The 18034-nt window shown below is 37.9% G+C and carries 17 protein-coding genes and 1 riboswitch; of the genes, 5 read left to right on the top strand and 12 right to left on the bottom strand.

The genetic code is table 11. The features are described 5' to 3' along the window. Positions 1-6 precede the first annotated feature (6 nt). A complete protein-coding gene (mgtE, locus tag B3C94_RS19070) occupies positions 7-1323 on the top strand; it encodes a magnesium transporter (protein WP_293906654.1) in 1317 nt (438 codons plus the stop codon). Positions 1324-1439: 116 nt separating this feature from the next. On the opposite strand, the gene B3C94_RS19065 is transcribed toward mgtE, so the two are convergent. The 6 genes from B3C94_RS19065 to ubiE form a co-directional block, all read right to left on the bottom strand. Then, on the bottom strand, positions 1440-2678 hold the full coding sequence (locus tag B3C94_RS19065) for a voltage-gated chloride channel family protein (RefSeq protein WP_293906652.1): 1239 nt from the start codon (positions 2676-2678) through the stop codon (positions 1440-1442). 36 nt (positions 2679-2714) lie between these two features. Continuing rightward, positions 2715-2777: riboswitch (Fluoride riboswitch) on the bottom strand. A gap of 6 nt (positions 2778-2783) precedes the next feature. Then, positions 2784-3158 (bottom strand): DUF423 domain-containing protein, encoded by a 375-nt coding sequence (locus tag B3C94_RS19060; RefSeq protein ID WP_293906650.1) that lies wholly within the window; start codon positions 3156-3158, stop codon positions 2784-2786. A gap of 10 nt (positions 3159-3168) precedes the next feature. Next, a complete protein-coding gene (locus B3C94_RS19055) occupies positions 3169-3621 on the bottom strand; it encodes a GNAT family N-acetyltransferase (RefSeq protein WP_293906648.1) in 453 nt (150 codons plus the stop codon). An 85-nt stretch (positions 3622-3706) separates the two neighbouring features. Beyond that, the gene (locus B3C94_RS19050; protein ID WP_293906646.1) at positions 3707-4156 is read right to left on the bottom strand and encodes a GatB/YqeY domain-containing protein; all 450 of its coding nucleotides are present in this window, start codon (positions 4154-4156) and stop codon (positions 3707-3709) included. Positions 4157-4165: 9 nt separating this feature from the next. Beyond that, the gene (locus B3C94_RS19045; RefSeq protein WP_293906644.1) at positions 4166-4927 is read right to left on the bottom strand and encodes an SDR family oxidoreductase; all 762 of its coding nucleotides are present in this window, start codon (positions 4925-4927) and stop codon (positions 4166-4168) included. A gap of 63 nt (positions 4928-4990) precedes the next feature. Continuing rightward, positions 4991-5731 (bottom strand): bifunctional demethylmenaquinone methyltransferase/2-methoxy-6-polyprenyl-1,4-benzoquinol methylase UbiE, encoded by a 741-nt coding sequence (ubiE, locus tag B3C94_RS19040; RefSeq protein WP_293907359.1) that lies wholly within the window; start codon positions 5729-5731, stop codon positions 4991-4993. A 384-nt stretch (positions 5732-6115) separates the two neighbouring features. Here ubiE and dnaB point away from each other — a divergent pair, with 384 nt between their 5' ends. Beyond that, complete coding sequence (dnaB, locus tag B3C94_RS19035; RefSeq protein WP_293907357.1) at positions 6116-7723, top strand: replicative DNA helicase; 1608 nt, start codon at positions 6116-6118, stop codon at positions 7721-7723. Between the two features lie 214 nt (positions 7724-7937). On the opposite strand, the gene B3C94_RS19030 is transcribed toward dnaB, so the two are convergent. Continuing rightward, positions 7938-8831, bottom strand: coding sequence for a DUF3078 domain-containing protein (locus tag B3C94_RS19030; protein WP_293906642.1), 894 nt, complete (start codon positions 8829-8831; stop codon positions 7938-7940). 467 nt (positions 8832-9298) lie between these two features. On the opposite strand from B3C94_RS19030, the gene rlmH reads away from it, so the two are divergent. After that, the gene (gene rlmH / locus B3C94_RS19025; protein WP_293906640.1) at positions 9299-9772 is read left to right on the top strand and encodes a 23S rRNA (pseudouridine(1915)-N(3))-methyltransferase RlmH; all 474 of its coding nucleotides are present in this window, start codon (positions 9299-9301) and stop codon (positions 9770-9772) included. Positions 9773-10367: 595 nt separating this feature from the next. On the opposite strand, the gene B3C94_RS19020 is transcribed toward rlmH, so the two are convergent. From B3C94_RS19020 to B3C94_RS19005, 4 genes are all read right to left on the bottom strand, one after another. Next, a complete protein-coding gene (locus B3C94_RS19020; protein WP_293906638.1) occupies positions 10368-11621 on the bottom strand; it encodes a PQQ-dependent sugar dehydrogenase in 1254 nt (417 codons plus the stop codon). A 153-nt stretch (positions 11622-11774) separates the two neighbouring features. Continuing rightward, positions 11775-12020 carry a hypothetical protein gene (locus tag B3C94_RS19015; RefSeq protein WP_293906636.1) on the bottom strand — a complete coding sequence of 82 codons (246 nt, stop codon included), beginning with the start codon at positions 12018-12020 and terminating at the stop codon, positions 11775-11777. A 69-nt stretch (positions 12021-12089) separates the two neighbouring features. Then, positions 12090-12914, bottom strand: coding sequence for a glutamate racemase (murI, locus tag B3C94_RS19010; RefSeq protein ID WP_293906634.1), 825 nt, complete (start codon positions 12912-12914; stop codon positions 12090-12092). Positions 12915-12967: 53 nt separating this feature from the next. Continuing rightward, positions 12968-14383: a glycoside hydrolase family 125 protein gene (locus B3C94_RS19005; protein WP_293906632.1), complete on the bottom strand. Its 1416-nt coding sequence runs from the start codon at positions 14381-14383 to the stop codon at positions 12968-12970. Between the two features lie 195 nt (positions 14384-14578). Between B3C94_RS19005 and B3C94_RS19000 the strand changes: the two genes are divergently transcribed. Together B3C94_RS19000 and aroQ are read left to right on the top strand one after the other, a co-directional pair. Continuing rightward, positions 14579-16252, top strand: coding sequence for a gliding motility protein RemB (locus B3C94_RS19000; protein ID WP_293906630.1), 1674 nt, complete (start codon positions 14579-14581; stop codon positions 16250-16252). 271 nt (positions 16253-16523) lie between these two features. Further along, entirely contained in the window at positions 16524-16943 is a 420-nt protein-coding gene (gene aroQ, locus B3C94_RS18995; protein ID WP_293906628.1) for a type II 3-dehydroquinate dehydratase, read from the top strand. Positions 16944-17032: 89 nt separating this feature from the next. On the opposite strand, the gene B3C94_RS18990 is transcribed toward aroQ, so the two are convergent. After that, entirely contained in the window at positions 17033-18007 is a 975-nt protein-coding gene (locus B3C94_RS18990; protein ID WP_293906626.1) for a bifunctional riboflavin kinase/FAD synthetase, read from the bottom strand. Positions 18008-18034: the final 27 nt, after the last annotated feature.

Here is an 18034-nt window from a genome sequence, read left to right as displayed (position 1 = left end):
CTTCCAATGGAACAAAATTCAGCATTACACCCAGCCGATATCGCGGAAGAAATATCGCGTTTAAGTAAGGGAGAACAACATCAACAATTTATGGACTATCCTTTGGAGGATAGATTGGAGATCTTTTCTTTTTTTGAAATGGATGTCCAATACACATTGATCAAATCAATGACGGAGCATGAATTGTCCGAATTGCTGAATAATTTAAAACCAGATACGCGTAATGAGTTATTATCGGAATTGCCTGATGATTTGATCAAATATCTTATCAATCTTTTGAATGAGCGCGAGAAGCAAATGGCTTTAGAACTTATTGGTTATAAAGAAGACAGTATAGCCCGTCTTATGACACCAATGTATGTTCAGGTTCGTCCTTATTATACTGTTGATGATGTTTTTAGACATATTAAAGTTTTTGGAAGAAAAGCTGAAACACTCAATTTTATATATGTTGTTGATGAGAAAAACGTGTTGATCGATGACTTGAAAATTGGTCAATTACTACTATCAGATTCATCTACCAAAATTTCTGACTTAATAGATTATAATTTTGCGGCGATTAAAGCCTCTACACCCATGGAAGAGGCATTCGAGATTTTTCAAAAATATGATCGTAGTGCTTTGCCTATCGTTACAGAAGCAGGAGTATTAGTTGGAATTGTGACATTTGATGATGTGCTAGATCGAATTGAAGATCGTGATACGGAAGATATTCAGCGATTTGGAGGGATGGAAGAGCTGGATCTAGCTTATACTAAAACCCCTTTATTACAATTGATACAAAAAAGGGCCGGTTGGCTAATTATTTTGTTTTTTAGCGAGATGCTTACAGCTTCTGCGATGGGCTTTTTTGAAGGGGAACTGGAGAAGGCAGTGGTTCTTGCTTTATTTGTTCCTTTGATTATATCCAGTGGCGGTAATTCGGGATCGCAAGCAGCGTCTTTAATTATTCGGGCGATGGCTCTCGGTGAGTTGAAGCTTAAGGACTGGTGGTATGTGATGAAACGTGAAGTATCTTCTGGTTTAATTTTAGGTGGGATATTAGGGACGATCGGATTTTTACGAATATTGGCTTGGCATTTTCTTGGTCTGTATGATTATGGACCTTATTGGATTGCTATTGGTTTTACTGTTGCCGTTTCCTTATTGTTTATCGTTCTCTGGGGAACTTTGTCGGGATCGTTTATTCCATTTATTTTACGTCGCTTTGGATTGGATCCTGCCACGGCATCAGCACCTTTTGTCGCGACACTGGTAGATGTTTCTGGTTTGATTATTTATTTTACAGTTGCTGCATTCTTTTTGCAGGGAAAATTACTGTAATTCGATTTTAAGATTATCAAAAGAGCCTGAAGCATACCTACGCTTTAGGCCCGTTAAAGATGGCATTTTTATGTCTGACTATTAATTCAATCGAAGAGAAATGTTCCACTGTTGATTTATAGATTGAGTCTGCGGTATAATTTTTCTTTCAAGCCTCCTTTTTGCGCAATATAAATTCCTTTTTTTCCAGAAAATACAAATGCGGCTATACAAGCTATTCCTACAAATAAAATCGGCTGTAAACCAAATAATTCATAGCCCATAACGATGCAGGCCAATGGGGTGTTCGTAGCACCTGAGAATACGGCAACGAAGCCCATCGCTGCCAGTAAACCGATAGGAAGGGGGATAACGGTGCTTAATGCACTTCCTAAGGTCGCGCCAATAAAAAAAAGAGGGGTGACTTCTCCGCCTTTAAACCCGGCTGAAAGGGTAAAAGTTGTTAATAGTAATTTGATGATGAAGTCATAATAGTTCGACTGATTGACAAATGCATTCTGAATCATCGGAATACCAAGCCCAATATAGTTGGTACTGTGCAATAAAGTAACGATGGTTACTAAAATAATACCGCCTATCACAGGTCTAAGCAGAGGAGATTTAATTCGCTTGAATTGGAGGCTAAAGAAATCGCTGGTAAATGTAAAAAGCCATGCTGCGATACCAAATAGAATACCTGCTACTATACTAAATCCAATATTGGTCAAAGAAAGCATTGGAATAGCATCCTGGATTGGATAATGGGTATGTGAAATATTCCATAGTTGGCAACTGAAATTCGCAAGATAGGCGGTAAATAAGCAAGGAAGAATACCAAAATATCTTTTTTTGCCTATAAGCAAGACTTCTAATCCGAATATGGTTCCTGCTAAAGGAGTGCCAAACACAGCCGCAAAACCAGCCGTTATGCCGATTGATATCAACACGCGCCTTTCAGTCTTATCAAAATCAAACCGGCGATTGAGCTGGTCAGAAATTGCGCCACCTATCTGTACAGCAGTTCCTTCACGACCCGCCGAACCTCCAAATAAATGTGTGAGTAAAGTTCCGAATAAGACGAGAGGTGCCATGACAAGTGGGATCCGGCGTTGAGGATGAAGATATTCCTCGATCAGTAAATTGTTACCTTTGCTTGAGAGATTGCCCCAATACTTATAAGACAACGCGATGACAAACCCCGCGAAGGGAAGCCCATAAATTATCCATGGATGAGCATTTCGGTACAGGGTTACCCAGTTAAGAGAAAAGAGAAAAAATGCACAAATAGATCCTACGATGAAGCCTATTGAACTACAGGTGATTAGCCATTTAAGAAAGAAACGAAAATTACTCTGATTTGAATTTGCAATAGCCATAAGTCTACACTTTATATAAAATTGTTGTTTTATACTAAATAAGTAGACGTCATCAGCTTTTTGGGGCGGTTCAGGGCAGACATCATTGCCGTATTTATTCCAAAGCTACAAAAAACGAATGATAATAGCAACCCAGCCTGCGATCATAAGCAAGCCGCCAAGTGGGGTAATCGGTCCAAGAAACTTTAGGTTCTTTTTCCAGTATTCAGCAAATGATAGAAAATAAATACTTATGGAAAATAGAATAGTCCCTGAAGTGATAAGATAGAATGCAACTCGCTCAGATTGCAGTTCAAACGAGAAGTTAAACCCAATAATTAACAAAGTAAGAGCAGTATACATTTGATATCGAACGCCAACTTCAAAGGATTCCAGTTTTTCAGCTGATAAAATCTTTTTGAAAGCATGTGCGCCAAAGGCTCCTAATATGATAGCAAATGCACCAAATAGTGCAGCTATGACAATGACCAAGTTTTGCATAGTAAATTTATTAAATAGGAGATTTAATCATATCGATATGAAGAATTCCATAATCGGGATAGGGGTCAGAGATCTGTTCGAACCCTAATTTTTCATAAAACGATTTTAAATGAAATTGCGCGCCAATCTGTATGTCATTGACTCCAAATTCGTTAGATATAGATTCGATCGAAGTAATCATGAGTTGTTGGCTAAGACCAGTGCCCCTTGCCTGTTCTGCAACAATAACCCGTCCGATTGATGCTTGTGGATACGAAAGTCCAGGAGGAACTAATCTCGTGTAAGCTAGAATGCCGCCGTCTTGTTCCGCCCAAAGATGAAGACATGCGAAATCCTTATCGTCCAATTCAGGGTATAGGCATTCTTGTTCCAAAACAAAAACTTCCATTCGCAACTTTAGAATACGATATAATTCTTTATTGCTGAGTTCGTCAAATTTCTTCAGATTCCAATGTAAAGCCATAGTTGAAATAAAAAAAGAGTCAAATTAAATCACATCTATCTCGGAAGAGATACCAATTCAATTTGACTCGATCGATTTGAATTTTTTATGCTAGAAGGCTTTTAACAACTTCAGAGATGGTTTTACCATCAGCTTGTCCAGCGAGCTTTTGATTTGTCGCTCCCATCACTTTGCCCATATCCTTAATGGAAGAAGCTCCTGTTTCTACAATAATTGCTTTGACTATTGTTTCAACTTCTTCTTTGCTTAGTTGTTTTGGCAGATAAGCCTCTATAACTTTTTCCTCCTCAACTTCAATTGCATAAAGATCTTCACGGTTTTGAGTCTTATAAATTTCAGCAGATTCGCGACGTTGTTTTACAAGTTTTTGTAAAACTTTAATCTCTGCCTCTTGGTTAAGGTCTTCGGCATGACCTTTTTCCGTTTTTGCTAAAAGAATAGCTGCTTTAATCGCACGTAAACCACGTAATTTTGCTGTATCTTTTGCGATCATGGCCGCCTTGATGTCTTGGTTTATTTGTAGTTCTAATGACATAATATTTAATTATTTTCGATTAACAATCGTGCCTGTTGCCTGTGCTGTGGGCATTATTAAGAGATCACTTATATTGACATGTGCAGGTCGGGTTATGACGAAAAGGATAGTCTCAGCAATGTCTTTTCCTGTCAGGGGCTGTACACCATTATAAACGTTTTTAGCTCTTTCTCGATCTCCGTGAAACCGCACTTCAGAAAATTCTGTTTCAACCATCCCAGGATCAATAGAGGTAACTTTAATGCCTTTCTGCAGCAAATCGATACGCATGGCTTTCGTTAGTGCATCAACAGCATGTTTTGTGGCACAATAGACATTTCCGTTGGGATAAACTTCTTTCCCGGCAATGGAACCTAAATTAACAATGTGAGCGCCGCTTTCGGTATCCATAAGCGGAATTACGGCTTTACTTACATAGAGTAGGCCCTTGATATTTGTGTCAATCATTCTGTCCCAATCTCCAATATCGCCATCTTGAATAGGATCCAATCCCTGGCTCAATCCAGCATTGTTGATTAGGATATTGATTTTCTTCCATTCTTGGGGGAGACCATCAATTTGATTGGCAACTTGTTCGGCATCTCGAACATCGAGTTCAAAAATATGTATTTGAATTGTAGGGTATGCCTTAAGCAGCGTATCTTTTAATTTTTCTAAACGATTTAGTCTACGTGCGCAAAGTAAAAGATTGTAACCTTCTTTCGCCAGAACTTCCGCACAAGCCTGACCGATTCCGGAACTTGCTCCTGTGATAAAAACTGTCTTAGTCATATATGGTAACTTGTTGACATTAAAATTTAATCAGTGTTGACTCAAAAATTAGATTCTAGGGAGCTATTTTGTAGCCACATAGATTGTACAGATGCCGAATGTTTGCGGCCTAACTATAGTTTCGTTGAAACCTGCCTTTTTGTTTATGGCAACAAATTTTTGTCCATCTGGAAATTGAGCAACAGATTCTGGTAAGTATTCATACGCACTGGAATCCTTTGAAAAGAATTTTCCAATGGTGGGTGTGATAAATTTGAAATAAAAATTATACAATTGCTTAATTGGGAATTTCTTCGGGTTTGAAAATTCTAAAATAATAGCTTTCCCTCCGGGTTTTAACACACGATAGATATCTGATAAGCCCTTTTCTAGGTTTTCAAAATTTCGTACACCAAATGCCACGGTAACAGCGTCAAAAGTATTGTCTTCGAACTGAAGCCTTTCGGAGTCCCCAAGCTGCACTTCAAATTGATTTTCTAAACCTTTATTTGCAATCTTCTTCTTGGCGACATCAAGCATTCCCTGAGAGATGTCCACACCAATAATCTTTTTTGGATTCAATATTTTAATTGATTCCAAAGCAAAATCACCGGTTCCCGTAGCCACATCCAACATGAGCTGCGGTTTTATGGACTTTAATGCATTGATGGCTTTTTTGCGCCATATAATATCAATTCCCAAAGACATGAAATGATTCAAGAAATCATAGGAATGAGAAATGTTGTTGAACATGTCTGCTACCTGCTTCTTCTTCCCGTCATCGGTGTCTTTGTAGGGTTTTAATGTGGAGGAATTGTGCGTCATTTTACAAATATACAACATAAGAATATTTTTTTGCGCTAAAAAAGGGATTTGTTTTTATATAAAAACGATGGGTTGTTTTTGATTGAAGTCAGCAGAATTGTTTTATTTTTAGCTTTTTGTTTATTCACAATAATTTAAATTGTTAACATTTTTTAATGTGTTGATTTTTAATGTTGATTATTAGTTTTTAACATCTTTTCAACATCTATTGTTGAAAACTAACAATGTAAATATGTGTCCTTCAAAGCTTTTTGAGGGATACGGCCTGATCGTAAAATTTGTCTGTTTGTAATTCCTTATGGAGGTGAGTTTTATTTTTTATACATTTGTTATCCTATCTAGATTTTAAGGATAGCAAAGCTATATTTCTGATATAATATCATGATGAACGACAGTAATTTTGAAGCGGGTAATACGGATAACAAACGAGGCAATTATGGTGAGCGGCGTACCAAATTAAATAATTTGGTGAGCGGCTTGGGCAAACTTCCTCCTCAGGCAGTAGATCTTGAAGAAGCTGTCCTCGGGGCATTGATGCTTGAAAAAAATGCACTAAGTGAAATCATTGATATTTTAAAACCAGAATCGTTTTATAAAGAATCTCATCAAAAGATCTTCGAAGCAATTTTTGGTCTTTTTCAAAAAACTTCACCTATTGATATCTTAACCGTTACTTCTGAACTTAGAAGGATGGGAGCCTTAGAAATGGTCGGCGGTGCCTATTACATTACGCAGCTGACCGATCGGGTTGTTTCGGCGGCGAATATTGAGTATCATGCACGTATTATTTCTCAAAAATATATTCAGCGCGAGCTTATCAAAGTTTCTACGGAAATTATTAACAGTTCATATGATGAAACTTCAGATATCTTTGATCTTTTAGATCATGCGGAAAAAAGCCTATTTGATATCGCGCAGAATAATTTGCGGAGAGACTCCAGAAAGATGGATGATATCATGCGTGAGGCGATTTCTAATCTTGAAATGCTGCGTGATCGTACCGATGGTTTGACAGGTGTACCGTCGGGCTTAACTGCCCTCGACCGCATGACCTCAGGTTGGCAGCCCTCCGATCTTGTTATTATTGCAGCTCGTCCAGCAATGGGAAAGACGGCATTTGTACTTTCTGTTGCACGTAATGCTGCCGTGGAACATGGTAAAGCAGTGGCTGTATTCTCTCTAGAGATGTCATCCGTTCAGCTTGTCAATCGTCTGATAGCTGGTGAAACTGAAATTGAGCAAGAAAAATTGAAAAAAGGAAATCTTGCAGATCATGAATGGCAGCAATTGCATTCGCGGATTGGTCGGTTAACAGATGCGCCCATTATTATTGACGATACGCCAGCTTTGAACGTATTCGAATTTAGAGCGAAATGCAGACGTTTAAAGGCGCAATACGATATTCAGATGGTTATTGTCGATTACTTGCAGCTAATGCATGGAAAAGCCGAAGGTAAAGGTGGGGGTAATCGTGAGCAGGAAATCGGTAGCATCTCGCGGGCTTTGAAATCTGTTGCTAAGGAATTAAATATTCCTGTTTTGGCATTATCGCAGTTGAGTCGCGCGGTGGAATCAAGACCAGGAAATAGTAAGCGTCCAATGTTGTCTGATTTGAGGGAGTCTGGCTCTATTGAGCAGGACGCGGATATGGTTCTTTTCTTATATAGACCCGAATATTATGGTTTGACAGAAGATGAAGAGGGGCGTCCTACTGCGGGAGTCGGTGAAGTTATTATTGCAAAACACCGTAATGGGGAGACCGGAATTGTTCCGCTTCGCTTTGTGGGTAAGTTTGTGAAGTTTGTGGATTTAGAAGATGAGTTTTCGGGTATGGGCGGAGGAGATGGATTTGGTGATGCGCCGGCTACTTTTTCTGCTTCGGCCTTGAATCCGTCGCCAAACTTTGCTGATGATTTTAGTGGTGGTGGCTTCAGTGGTGGTATCACGATGCCATCCCGAATGAACGATATGCCTGATGATGCACCATTTTAGTAATTAATTTTACGTAAGTATTCCTAATAATAGAAAAAACCGAATGATTTAAATTCGGTTTTTTTTTGGAAGTGTTTAGATGTTATTCGCTAGAAAGAACCTCCAGTTCGCTTTCATTACTGTTGGTCTCTGCCAGGTCATGAAGGTTCTGTATACAACCAGTGTTTGATCTTTGCTTTTTGTGTTGATTTTTTGATGTTCCCTTTTGTGATTTTTAAAATTTATAGGTCACACCTGCACCAACAATTTGCCTGATTTGTAGGGCAGAATTTCTCTTCCCAACTTCAACGCCGTCTTTAATAATCGGGATAGCAGTATTGTCATCATAGATCATCTGTACACCTGCGTTTACGGTGATAAACTTGTTTACTTTCATAAAAAGATTTGCTGTGTAATCAATATCTACATTTTGAGGTTTATCTAAATAGTTTGAATAGAGTTTTAGTATATTTTCAAATGAAATATTCTCCATTAAATTTACTTTATAATAAGCGTCAAATGATGCACCAAATTCTGTGCGGGACTTGCTATTCCGATCTAGTCCATATCGTGTGGAAAGGAGTGTATCACTTACGAATACAAACCGCACAGCAGCAGGTGAAAGATTAAATCTGAGGTTATCAGATCTTTTGTATGCAAAACCAGGTCCGAAGCTCAGGTATGCCGGGGCTAAAAATCTGGATATCCGTTTTTTGGGTGAAGCTGTGTAATCATAACCATCAGCAAATTGTGTGTTGAAATTTAAAAAGAATGTATATAGCCAGTATTGGGAGGCTTGATGGCCCAACAAGCTGTTTAATACGAATCGGTCATCATTTTTGCGCCAGTCCGATTCTTTTTGAAAGGTTAGCCCATAAGCTGCCAGAACTTTGTTGTCCCATGACCATTTGCCTTTCTTGTAATTGAAGTCGTAATTGAGCGTTAGGTTGCCAGAAAATGAATTTACCCCACCTGCAGCCCAGTTGGAAAATGAACTTTGGTTGATCAAAAAAGTGTTTTCTCCTTTGATAACCCATGTTTTGGTGCTGTCTGCTGCAGTTGTTTGAGCGTAGGTTTCATGTGCTATTAAACTTAAAGCGATAAGGATAATTGATTTTATTATTTTCATGTGTATACTTATTTTGTTTGCATTTCCATGTTATTATAATTTCCATGAGCAGGTACAATTTTACGTCCTTTTATGGGGCTAAATGTAGTCGATTATTCCTAGTTATTGGATTTACTGAACTACTTATTGTCCTATGCTACATTGGTCTTCGCGATGCTTATGAAAGCTAGCTTATTATCTATTTTCAACGTGATGTTTTAATAAGCATGTACGGGAAAAAAAATGTTTTATAACTAAACGAATAAATGGGGAGAATGTTTTTTGTCGTTTTGATTGTGTTTATTTTAAATAAAATCAGAACTTTGCTCAATCGTATGTATGCGCTATTTATTAGCGTAACAGCTCTTGGATAAAAGTTTGTGAACAGCTTTTGATAATGTCCGGAAATAGGAAGAGAGCCATTCTTTTGGATCTAGAAAACTGGCTTCTCTAGTGCTATTCACAACAATAACTTATAAAATGTTTAAATGAAAATAACGTTACTTTGCATAGGTAAAACAGATGACAAATATCTTATCGAAGGTATTGAAAAGTATATTAAGCGATTAAAGTTTTATGTGAACTTTAATATTGTGGTGATCCCAGACATCAAGAATGTTAAAAATCTTTCTGTTGAACAACAGAAGGATAAGGAAGCCCTTTTGATCTTGAAACAATTACAGCCGCAGGATTTGGTGGTGCTGTTGGATGAACATGGGAAAGAATATCGTTCATTGGAATTTTCTGCTTATTTGGAAAAAATGATGGTACAAAGTGTTCAACATATGGTGTTTATTATTGGTGGACCATATGGTTTTGATCAAAAAATTTATGATAGAGCAGATTCAAAAATCTCTTTATCAAAGATGACTTTTTCACATCAAATGATTCGGTTGTTTTTTACTGAGCAACTCTATCGAGCATTTTCCATTATGAAAGGCGAGCCTTATCATCACGAATAATATGGAAAAAAGTCCGTAACTTCATCATGAATAAAAACAAGCTTATGAATTTGCCCAACAAACGAGATTATCACTATAAAAGTGACGAAGGAGAGAAAAATAGCCAATTGAATAAATACATTATGATTGCTTGTATTATTATTGTAATTGTATTGGCATTTTTTTTCGCATAGCTTCAAGTCCTTCCATACGGATGAAGTAAAAGAAATAAATCTCTTACTTAATATCCGTATGGAGGATATCAGCAGATGATTTTTATAAAATTTAAATTGAATTGTTAAGCAAGAACGCTTAATTTTTTGGAGAAGGTTGGCAGGTTTTGCGCGTTCTTTTCGGGGTGGTGTTGTTTACAAATCCCCAATTGGTCATATAGAATGACAAGGGGTTAATCTCTAATAATTTTTTCATTTTTTCTTTTTTTACCATATAATAATTTATTGATTTACTATTAAGGATCAATAATCGAGCCAAGTTTCCGTATTTGTCATATTTTGAGTAAATAGTGGTCGGCCAGCGAAAAGTTCATATAGGAGGATATTTTAATATTAATAAAAAAGCAGCCCATTAGAGAAGGGCTGCTTTCAGATCGAGGTATTTATTTTTTATCAATTTTATAGAGTTTGCCAATATCCGTTATAGCGTATAGTGCGCCATCTTTACCTTGCGTGATATCTCTAAATCGTTGTCCTTCACTGCCTAATAGACGTTCTTCTCCAACCACTTTGTTATCCTTCAGTATAATTCTGGCAATGTGCATGCTGCTCAGGCCACAGATAAAAAGATTATTTTTCCATTCGGGAATATTTTGTCCAGTATAGAAAGTAATTCCGCTAGGGGAGAGGACAGGGTCCCAATAATAAACAGGCTGTTCTAAACCGTCTTTTTGCTGTATACCTTCACCAACTTTATCTCCTTTATATTCTATACCATATGTAATTGTTGGCCAACCATAGTTTTTGCCTGCTTGTATTCTATTCAGCTCATCGCCGCCCCGCGGACCAAATTCAGTTTCCCAAAGATCACCTGTCTCTGGATGTAAAACAAGTCCTTGTGGATTGCGATGTCCATAACTGTAAATTTCGGGACGGACATTTGGCTTACCTATAAATGGATTGCCAGGCGCAGGTTGCCCCTCTGTAGTGATGCGCAGAATCTTGCCCAATGCTGCATTCAGGTCTTGTGCCAATGGTCTTGTAACCAGATCTGATCTTTCACCAGTACTCAGAATAATATTTCCTTCTTTATCGAAGATGATGCGTCCGCCATAATGCAGATTCCCCTTATGTGCCGGAGTTGCCTGATAGATCACTTTAGCACCTTCTATTGATTTCTCATCAGCTGAAAGCTTTCCTTTTGCAACTGCAGTCAACGTTCCCGCAGCCGTATTGTCCGAGAAAACCCAATATATCATCCGATTTGATTCGAAGTTTGGGTCAAGACGTAATCCTAAAAGACCCCCTTGCCCGCTACTATTGACTGCAGGTAAACCTTTGATCGGTTCTCCTAATTTACCGTCTGCGGTTGCAATACGAAAATCACCCTCTTTTTCAGAAATTAGTAATCGACCGTCGGGCAGTGCGGTAATTCCCCAAGGTGATTTTAATCCTTCTGCGATTACTTTCCCTTCGAAAGGAGTAGATGTTTTCGCACCATTAATTCTCGTTTGTCCAGCAAATGCCGGTTTATAATCTGTGTTTGCCTTTTGTGTCTCTACTGGAGGGTAACTTGTGGTGTCAGTTGCCGAATTTGCACTGCTATCCGTGCTCGAATTTGAATTCGCATGATTGGAATTACATGCCATTAATCCTAAAGATACAGTTAAAAGGCTTAGTGTCAGTTTGGTTTTCATTATCTGTGACTTGTTTGTTGTCTGATTATCTGCTTGAAGATATTAAAAATTAATGAAATATTATTTTCCAGCATGTAATAATATATATACATTACCCAAGAAATAAAAAGGAGAAATGCCTGGTTCGCTAATTTTTTATAACGATCAAAAGAGTTACTTTTCTGCTAAACAATTTTTTACTATCTGTTGGAGTTCCGTATCCTTGTTGATATAATAATCACTTATATCAAGAATTGTGTTTGTGTTTAAATTGTAGATGCATACCGGCACATAATTGGGCTGTGCGGAAGTTTCGAAAGTTTTAAAATAGTCTGCACTTTCCTGGATGCTTGAAAATTCTTTGGATTCGCAATGCTGTGTGTCTTGATTAAATGTTATGGTTATAAAGTTCTTTTTCATTCTACCTCCCTTTTATCAGAATAACGAGAATTGGGAAGTAAAAGTTTTAAAAATCGTAGCTTTTTATTTTTAAACACTAATATGGCTTGCCGCTATTGGCTGTCCAAAAAATATTTTTGCTTTGCTTTCAAAGTCTCTCGGATCATCCGTAGTATAAAAGGCCAATTGACCATTTTGGGAACAAATTGTTTCAATTTCCTGATGTCTACTGAGATATTCTTTTAAGCTATTTGCAACAATAGGCCCCTGAGATATTATCTTTATATTACCTGGCGTATATTTTTCGATTACGGGCAGTAATAAAGGGTAGTGGGTACAGGCTAGCACAATGGTATCGATCTGATCTGATTGTAGTAGAAGCTCGCGCAAATCCTTTTCTACAAAGTAATGAGCACCTTCTGTATTGATTTCATTATTTTCTACCAGAGGAACCCAAAAAGGACAATCGTGCTGAAAAACTTCAATTTCTGGATTGAACTTGTTTATTTCTATTTTATACGATTCAGATTTTACAGTTCCGGTAGTAGCTAAAATACCTATCTTGTTGGTTTTCGTAAAATTGTGTAGGATTTCCGTCGTGGGCCTAATGACGCCAAGAACTTTTTTCCCCGGAGGAAGGTCGTTTTGTTGAATGGTTCTTAATGCTTTTGCTGAAGCTGTATTACATGCGAGAATAACGAGATTACAGCCCAGGTCAAATAATTTAAAAACACATTGTTTGGTGTAATTATAAACGGTCTCAAAGGATCTTGTCCCGTATGGAACACGGGCGTTATCGCCTAAATAGATATAATCGTATTGAGGTAAAAGATGTTGAATTTCCTTAAATACGGAGAGCCCTCCATAACCAGAGTCAAAAATGCCAATTGGTCCAGATTTTGATAAATTATCCATAACACAATGTTATAAGCTCTTTCACTTATAACATTGTGTTATAAGTTTCAGATTTATTGAAGCAAAGATGGTTTCTCTTTATATATTTTCCAAATTAATTCGCCAAATAATGTATTTGTCCAAGCAAACCAATGTCTTGTGAATTTTTTAGGATCGTTTTTATGAAAAGATTCATGCATAAATCCGGTTCCACCATGTGTATTGACCAGGGTTTTAATACAATTACGAATCTCATCATCATTTGTTGAGGTCTGCGCCCGCATGATAATGGACATCGGCCAGATCATATCCCTGCCTATGTGCGGGCCACCAATGCCTTCTGCTGCTGTTCCTTTAAAAAAGAATGGGTTTTTGTCGGAAAGAACAAAATTCCGTGTGCGTTGGTAAACTTCATTATTTATATCTACAGCTCCTAAATAAGGTAGGGCCAACAAGCTAGGAATATTTGCATCATCCATCATCAGATGACTCGAAAATCCATCTACTTCAAAGGCATATATTTTTCCCAATGTAGGGTGGTCTATGATTCCATATGTATTGACCGCTGCCTCCACTTCATTGGCCAGTGCTTCCATTTGAGCTGCGAGTGCCTGTTCATTTTTGACCTTCTTCAAAATTTCGGCAGACTGTCTAAGGCTAACGATTGCAAATAAATTGGAGGGGATCAGGAATGAGAAAATAGTGGAATCGTCTGAAGGTCGAAAACTAGAGCAGATCAAACCAATCGGATTTACAGGATACCCATAGCCATCTACCTGTAAAGTGTCAGATCCTCTGGAGGTTGTCCGTTCAAATTTATAAGGGCCTAAACTATCTTTACGCTGCTGTTCAACGAAAGTCTGATAGATCTTGTGTTGAGCCGCTAACCATTCTTCATTAAATGGACTGCTGTCGTTCGTTTCCTTCCAGTAATGATAGGCCAGCCGAATTGGATAACACAATGAATCGATTTCCCATTTTCGTTCGTGGATTCCTGGTTTCATATTGGTGTGATCGCTGAACCATTCGCCTTTTTTTGTCGGGTCATTATAAAATGCATTAGCGTAGGGATCAATATTGATACATTTGCTTTGTTTTTGGATTAAACCAACAATAAGATCCTGCAATTTTTTATCCTTTTTCATAAAAGGGAGGTACGGCCATACCTGAGCACTGCTGTCGCGTAACCACATCGCATCAATATCTCCCGTGATCACATAGGTGTAATTACGGCCATTTTGAACATAGGGAAATACAGTCGTATCCAAGGTATTCGGGAAACAGTTGTTAAATAACCAAGCCAGTTCCTTATTTTTAACATTTTTCTGAAATTCTACAATTGCATCTTCGATTACCTTGCTGGAAAAAAGTCTTTTCTCCTTAACAGTACGTACAGTGGGAAAAGAATGTTCCTGAGCAAATGAAAATTTGCTTGTAAGTGCACCTGCAGTCAACAGGCTTGCGTTTTGGATAAATGTTCTGCGTTTCATGCTTATTAGGGCTGTTTTATATTATATAAGGTTATTTAGTGAGATGCAAGATATAAATATTTTTGAATAAAAGGAACAGCAAATACGATTTAGCATGATATAATTGACTGAACATATGAATAAAGTCAATTTTATTCGGTTAATTTGCGTTTAGGAATGCATTTTGCTAGAAAAAATAATTTTTGAAATAATTTTATGAGGCTTAATATAATAAAAAATAATAATTTACTCCGAATTGTACTGGTGGGTATGGGAGTAGGAATTTCCTTCGCAGGTTTTGCCCAGATTAAGAGCCAACCTTACTCGTATCATTTTTATCAAAAAATGAACGATGTTGTTTATTCTACGGAGACAAGAATGCATACTTCGGCTAAACCATTCGTCATTAAAGACTCTTTATTGTTAGCCAAGTTTGATTCCATACAATCCAATAAACCCGTTTCTTCATCCAATTGGTTTATGCGCAAGATTTTTAATGAACATCTTGTACAGGTTGAAAAGGACGATTATACATTCTACGCTGATTTTTTACCTGATCTTTATATTGGAAAGGATATGCAGGGCGATAAACGACGTACTTGGATGAATAGCAGAGGATTTCAGGTGGGATTGAACGTCGGAAATAAATTTACATTCAATACTTCCGCATTTGAAAGTCAGGCGGTATTTCCAAAATACCTAGATGATTATATTGTTGCGCATAAAGTTGTTCCTGGCCAGGGAAATACGAAATTTCAGTCTAAAAATAAAATGGACTGGATGTATGCGACAGCGAGCATGACCTATGATGCCCATAAGTATATTCAGGCAACTTTGGCTTACGACAAAAACTTTATAGGGGATGGGTATAGATCCATGCTTTTATCAGATTTCTCCTCAAATTATGCGCATCTGAAATTGACGGGGACGATTGGAAATGTTCAATATACTTCGATCTGGGCCTACATGAATGATCCAACGCATCCAAGACAGGATTTAACAGGCACATATCCGATGGAGGGGCAAAATAACACACGTTTAGGAGATGGAAAGAAATGGGGCGCCTTTCAATATTTGGATTGGAATGTAACCAATAAGTTGTCGTTAGGCTTTTTCCAATCTGTTGTTTGGGCTGCGCAGGATGAAGCAGGGAAAAGAGGTTTCGATTTTAGTTATCTGAGCCCAATTATCTTTATCCGGCCTGTCGAAAGTAATAATTCGACCTCACCAGATAAAATGTTTTTGGGGTTAACTTCAAAATATAAACTTCCTTATAATTTGACTGCATATGGACAGTTTTTATTAGGGGAATTTACAGCGAAAGAGTTTTTTGCGGGGAACGGATATGCGCATAATAAATGGGGGGCACAACTTGGTGTAAGAGGGTATGACATGTTTGGGGTCAAGAACCTGAACTTTTTAGCCGAATATAATACGGCTCGACCTTATACATATGCACACTTTAAATCGTATTCCAACTATAGCAACAACGCAGAGCCATTGGCACATCCGAAAGGAGCGAACTTCAGAGAGTTTGTTGGCCTCGTGAATTATGCTTGGGATCGATGGGATTTTTCATTGCAGGGTATGTTTACCCAAAATGGACTTGATCTGCCAGATGGAAGTAATATGGGAGGGGATATATTTCAGTCTTATCGAACTATACCAAATTTATATGGAAACCATATTGCACAGGGAATAAAGAATAATATCTACTATGCAGATGCTAAGGCTGCCTATGTGCTCAATCCGAAGTATAATCTTCGTTTAGAACTCGGCTATACTCAGCGATATGCAAAAGCGCAATATGAAACGCCTGTTGTCAATAAGTCAGGAGTGGTTTCATTTGGACTTCGCTCAAGCTTCCGTGCAATTTATAACGATTTGTAGAATTTTTTATAAACTGATCTAGACTTGAAATGAGACAAACTATAAGGTTTCTGTTCTGTGTTAGAGCAGTCATCTATATAGTTTGTCTTCACGAGCATGTGTTAGGGCAGAATGATAGGATAGGGGAGTGATTGCTTGCTTTATCTCAGTATAAATCTCCGACTCCTGCAGCTCTGCTATCTTAGGATGACTTAAAAACTATAGATTTAAACAGAATAATTGCGCGTAGTCGAATTGTTAATGGACCAGCACAAAAAATAATTATATTCCAATGAAAAAAATCCTCATACTGAATGGCCCAAACTTGAATTTATTGGGTGTAAGGGAAAAATCAATTTATGGCAGCCAGGATTTCCTGAGCTATTTTGAAGAGCTGAAAGAACTGTTTGAAACGGCGGAATTGCATTATCTTCAAAGCAATTCAGAAGGGGGATTAATCGATAAGATCCACGAAGTTGGTTTTGAATTTGACGGAATTGTATTGAATGCGGGGGCTTATACACATACCTCTATTGCCCTGGGCGATGCAATTGCAGCTGTCACTACGCCTGTTATTGAAGTTCATATCAGTAATGTTCATCAAAGAGAGGAATTCCGCCATCATTCGTTCCTGGCAAAGAATTGTAAAGGGGTGATCTGTGGTTTCGGTCTAGATAGCTACAGACTGGGGATAGAAGCGCTTCTTAAGTAAATACACTTCCTTTACAAGTAGAGAAACTACTTATTTACAACATAAAAAAGCGGGAATTCCCGCTTTTTTATGTTGTAAATAATATGCTGTTATCCAATTAGGCTCCTGATTTCGACTTCGTCTGCTTTGATCTGAGCTTTCATCTCTTCAAGTGAATCGAACCGTTCATCATGACGGATAAAATGGAGGAATTTTACACGTAGTGTCTTGCCATAAATATCCTGATCGAAATCAAATAGGCTGATTTCAATAGCACGATTCATACCATCTACAGTAGGCCTAGTCCCGATATAACCCATACCTTTGGCAATAGAAACAGGGCTTTCCTCTCTGTACTCTCCTGTGGTGATATTTTGGATATGATTATAGATATATACTTCCACAGCATATATTCCATAGGCTGGTATGAGCTTATGCGGTTCGTGGACCTGCAGGTTCGCTGTTGGAAATCCGATTGTCCGCCCTATTTGGTCACCTCTGATTACGGTTCCTGTCAATTCAAACGGATAACCCAAATAAAGATTAGCCGTTCTGATATCACCTTTGATGAGAGCTTCACGTACTCGCGTGGAAGATACGGCAATATCGTTGATATCCTGTTCGGGGATTTCGTCAACGCTGTAGTCAAATATAGAGGCAAACTGCTCTAAATCTCCCATAGTACCTTTACGATCTTTTCCAAAATGGTGATCATAACCTATCACAATCTTTTTGGTACCCAATTTGCCTACAAGAACATTACTAATGTATTCTTCCGGGGTCTGATTGGAGAAATCACGGGAAAAAGGAATGATAATTAAGTGGTCAATTCCTACTTTACTCAATTGACTGACCTTCTCTTCGATATCGTTGATTAAGCGTAAGCTATCATCATCCGGATTGATAATCAACCGTGGATGTGGGAAAAAAGTAAGCAGAATTGTCTCACCATTAATTTTTTGAGCTGCTTCTTTTAAATGCGCCAATATTTTTTGATGGCCAATATGGACACCATCGAAAGTACCGATGGTTACAACTGCATTTTCAACTGGTGAGAAATCATCTAAACTTCTGTAGATTTTCATTTATAGGAGTTTTTGCAAAAATAAGAT

The sequence above is a fragment of the Sphingobacterium sp. UBA5670 genome, from assembly GCF_002420705.1.
Lineage (GTDB): Bacteria > Bacteroidota > Bacteroidia > Sphingobacteriales > Sphingobacteriaceae > Sphingobacterium.
The sequence above is the reverse complement of the archived record's forward strand: the minus strand, read 5'-3'. Positions and strand labels throughout refer to the sequence as shown.

Excerpts from the sequence above, each read along its gene's own strand:
- mgtE (WP_293906654.1), top strand. The coding sequence starts at position 7 with ATGGAACAAAATTCAGCATTACACCCAGCCGATATCGCGGAAGAAATA.
- B3C94_RS19065 (WP_293906652.1), bottom strand. The coding sequence starts at position 2,678 with ATGGCTATTGCAAATTCAAATCAGAGTAATTTTCGTTTCTTTCTTAAA.
- B3C94_RS19060 (WP_293906650.1), bottom strand. The coding sequence starts at position 3,158 with ATGCAAAACTTGGTCATTGTCATAGCTGCACTATTTGGTGCATTTGCT.
- B3C94_RS19055 (WP_293906648.1), bottom strand. The coding sequence starts at position 3,621 with ATGGCTTTACATTGGAATCTGAAGAAATTTGACGAACTCAGCAATAAA.
- B3C94_RS19050 (WP_293906646.1), bottom strand. The coding sequence starts at position 4,156 with ATGTCATTAGAACTACAAATAAACCAAGACATCAAGGCGGCCATGATC.
- B3C94_RS19045 (WP_293906644.1), bottom strand. The coding sequence starts at position 4,927 with ATGACTAAGACAGTTTTTATCACAGGAGCAAGTTCCGGAATCGGTCAG.
- ubiE (WP_293907359.1), bottom strand. The coding sequence starts at position 5,731 with ATGACGCACAATTCCTCCACATTAAAACCCTACAAAGACACCGATGAC.
- dnaB (WP_293907357.1), top strand. The coding sequence starts at position 6,116 with ATGAACGACAGTAATTTTGAAGCGGGTAATACGGATAACAAACGAGGC.
- B3C94_RS19030 (WP_293906642.1), bottom strand. The coding sequence starts at position 8,831 with ATGAAAATAATAAAATCAATTATCCTTATCGCTTTAAGTTTAATAGCA.
- rlmH (WP_293906640.1), top strand. The coding sequence starts at position 9,299 with ATGAAAATAACGTTACTTTGCATAGGTAAAACAGATGACAAATATCTT.
- B3C94_RS19020 (WP_293906638.1), bottom strand. The coding sequence starts at position 11,621 with ATGAAAACCAAACTGACACTAAGCCTTTTAACTGTATCTTTAGGATTA.
- B3C94_RS19015 (WP_293906636.1), bottom strand. The coding sequence starts at position 12,020 with ATGAAAAAGAACTTTATAACCATAACATTTAATCAAGACACACAGCAT.
- murI (WP_293906634.1), bottom strand. The coding sequence starts at position 12,914 with ATGGATAATTTATCAAAATCTGGACCAATTGGCATTTTTGACTCTGGT.
- B3C94_RS19005 (WP_293906632.1), bottom strand. The coding sequence starts at position 14,383 with ATGAAACGCAGAACATTTATCCAAAACGCAAGCCTGTTGACTGCAGGT.
- B3C94_RS19000 (WP_293906630.1), top strand. The coding sequence starts at position 14,579 with ATGAGGCTTAATATAATAAAAAATAATAATTTACTCCGAATTGTACTG.
- aroQ (WP_293906628.1), top strand. The coding sequence starts at position 16,524 with ATGAAAAAAATCCTCATACTGAATGGCCCAAACTTGAATTTATTGGGT.
- B3C94_RS18990 (WP_293906626.1), bottom strand. The coding sequence starts at position 18,007 with ATGAAAATCTACAGAAGTTTAGATGATTTCTCACCAGTTGAAAATGCA.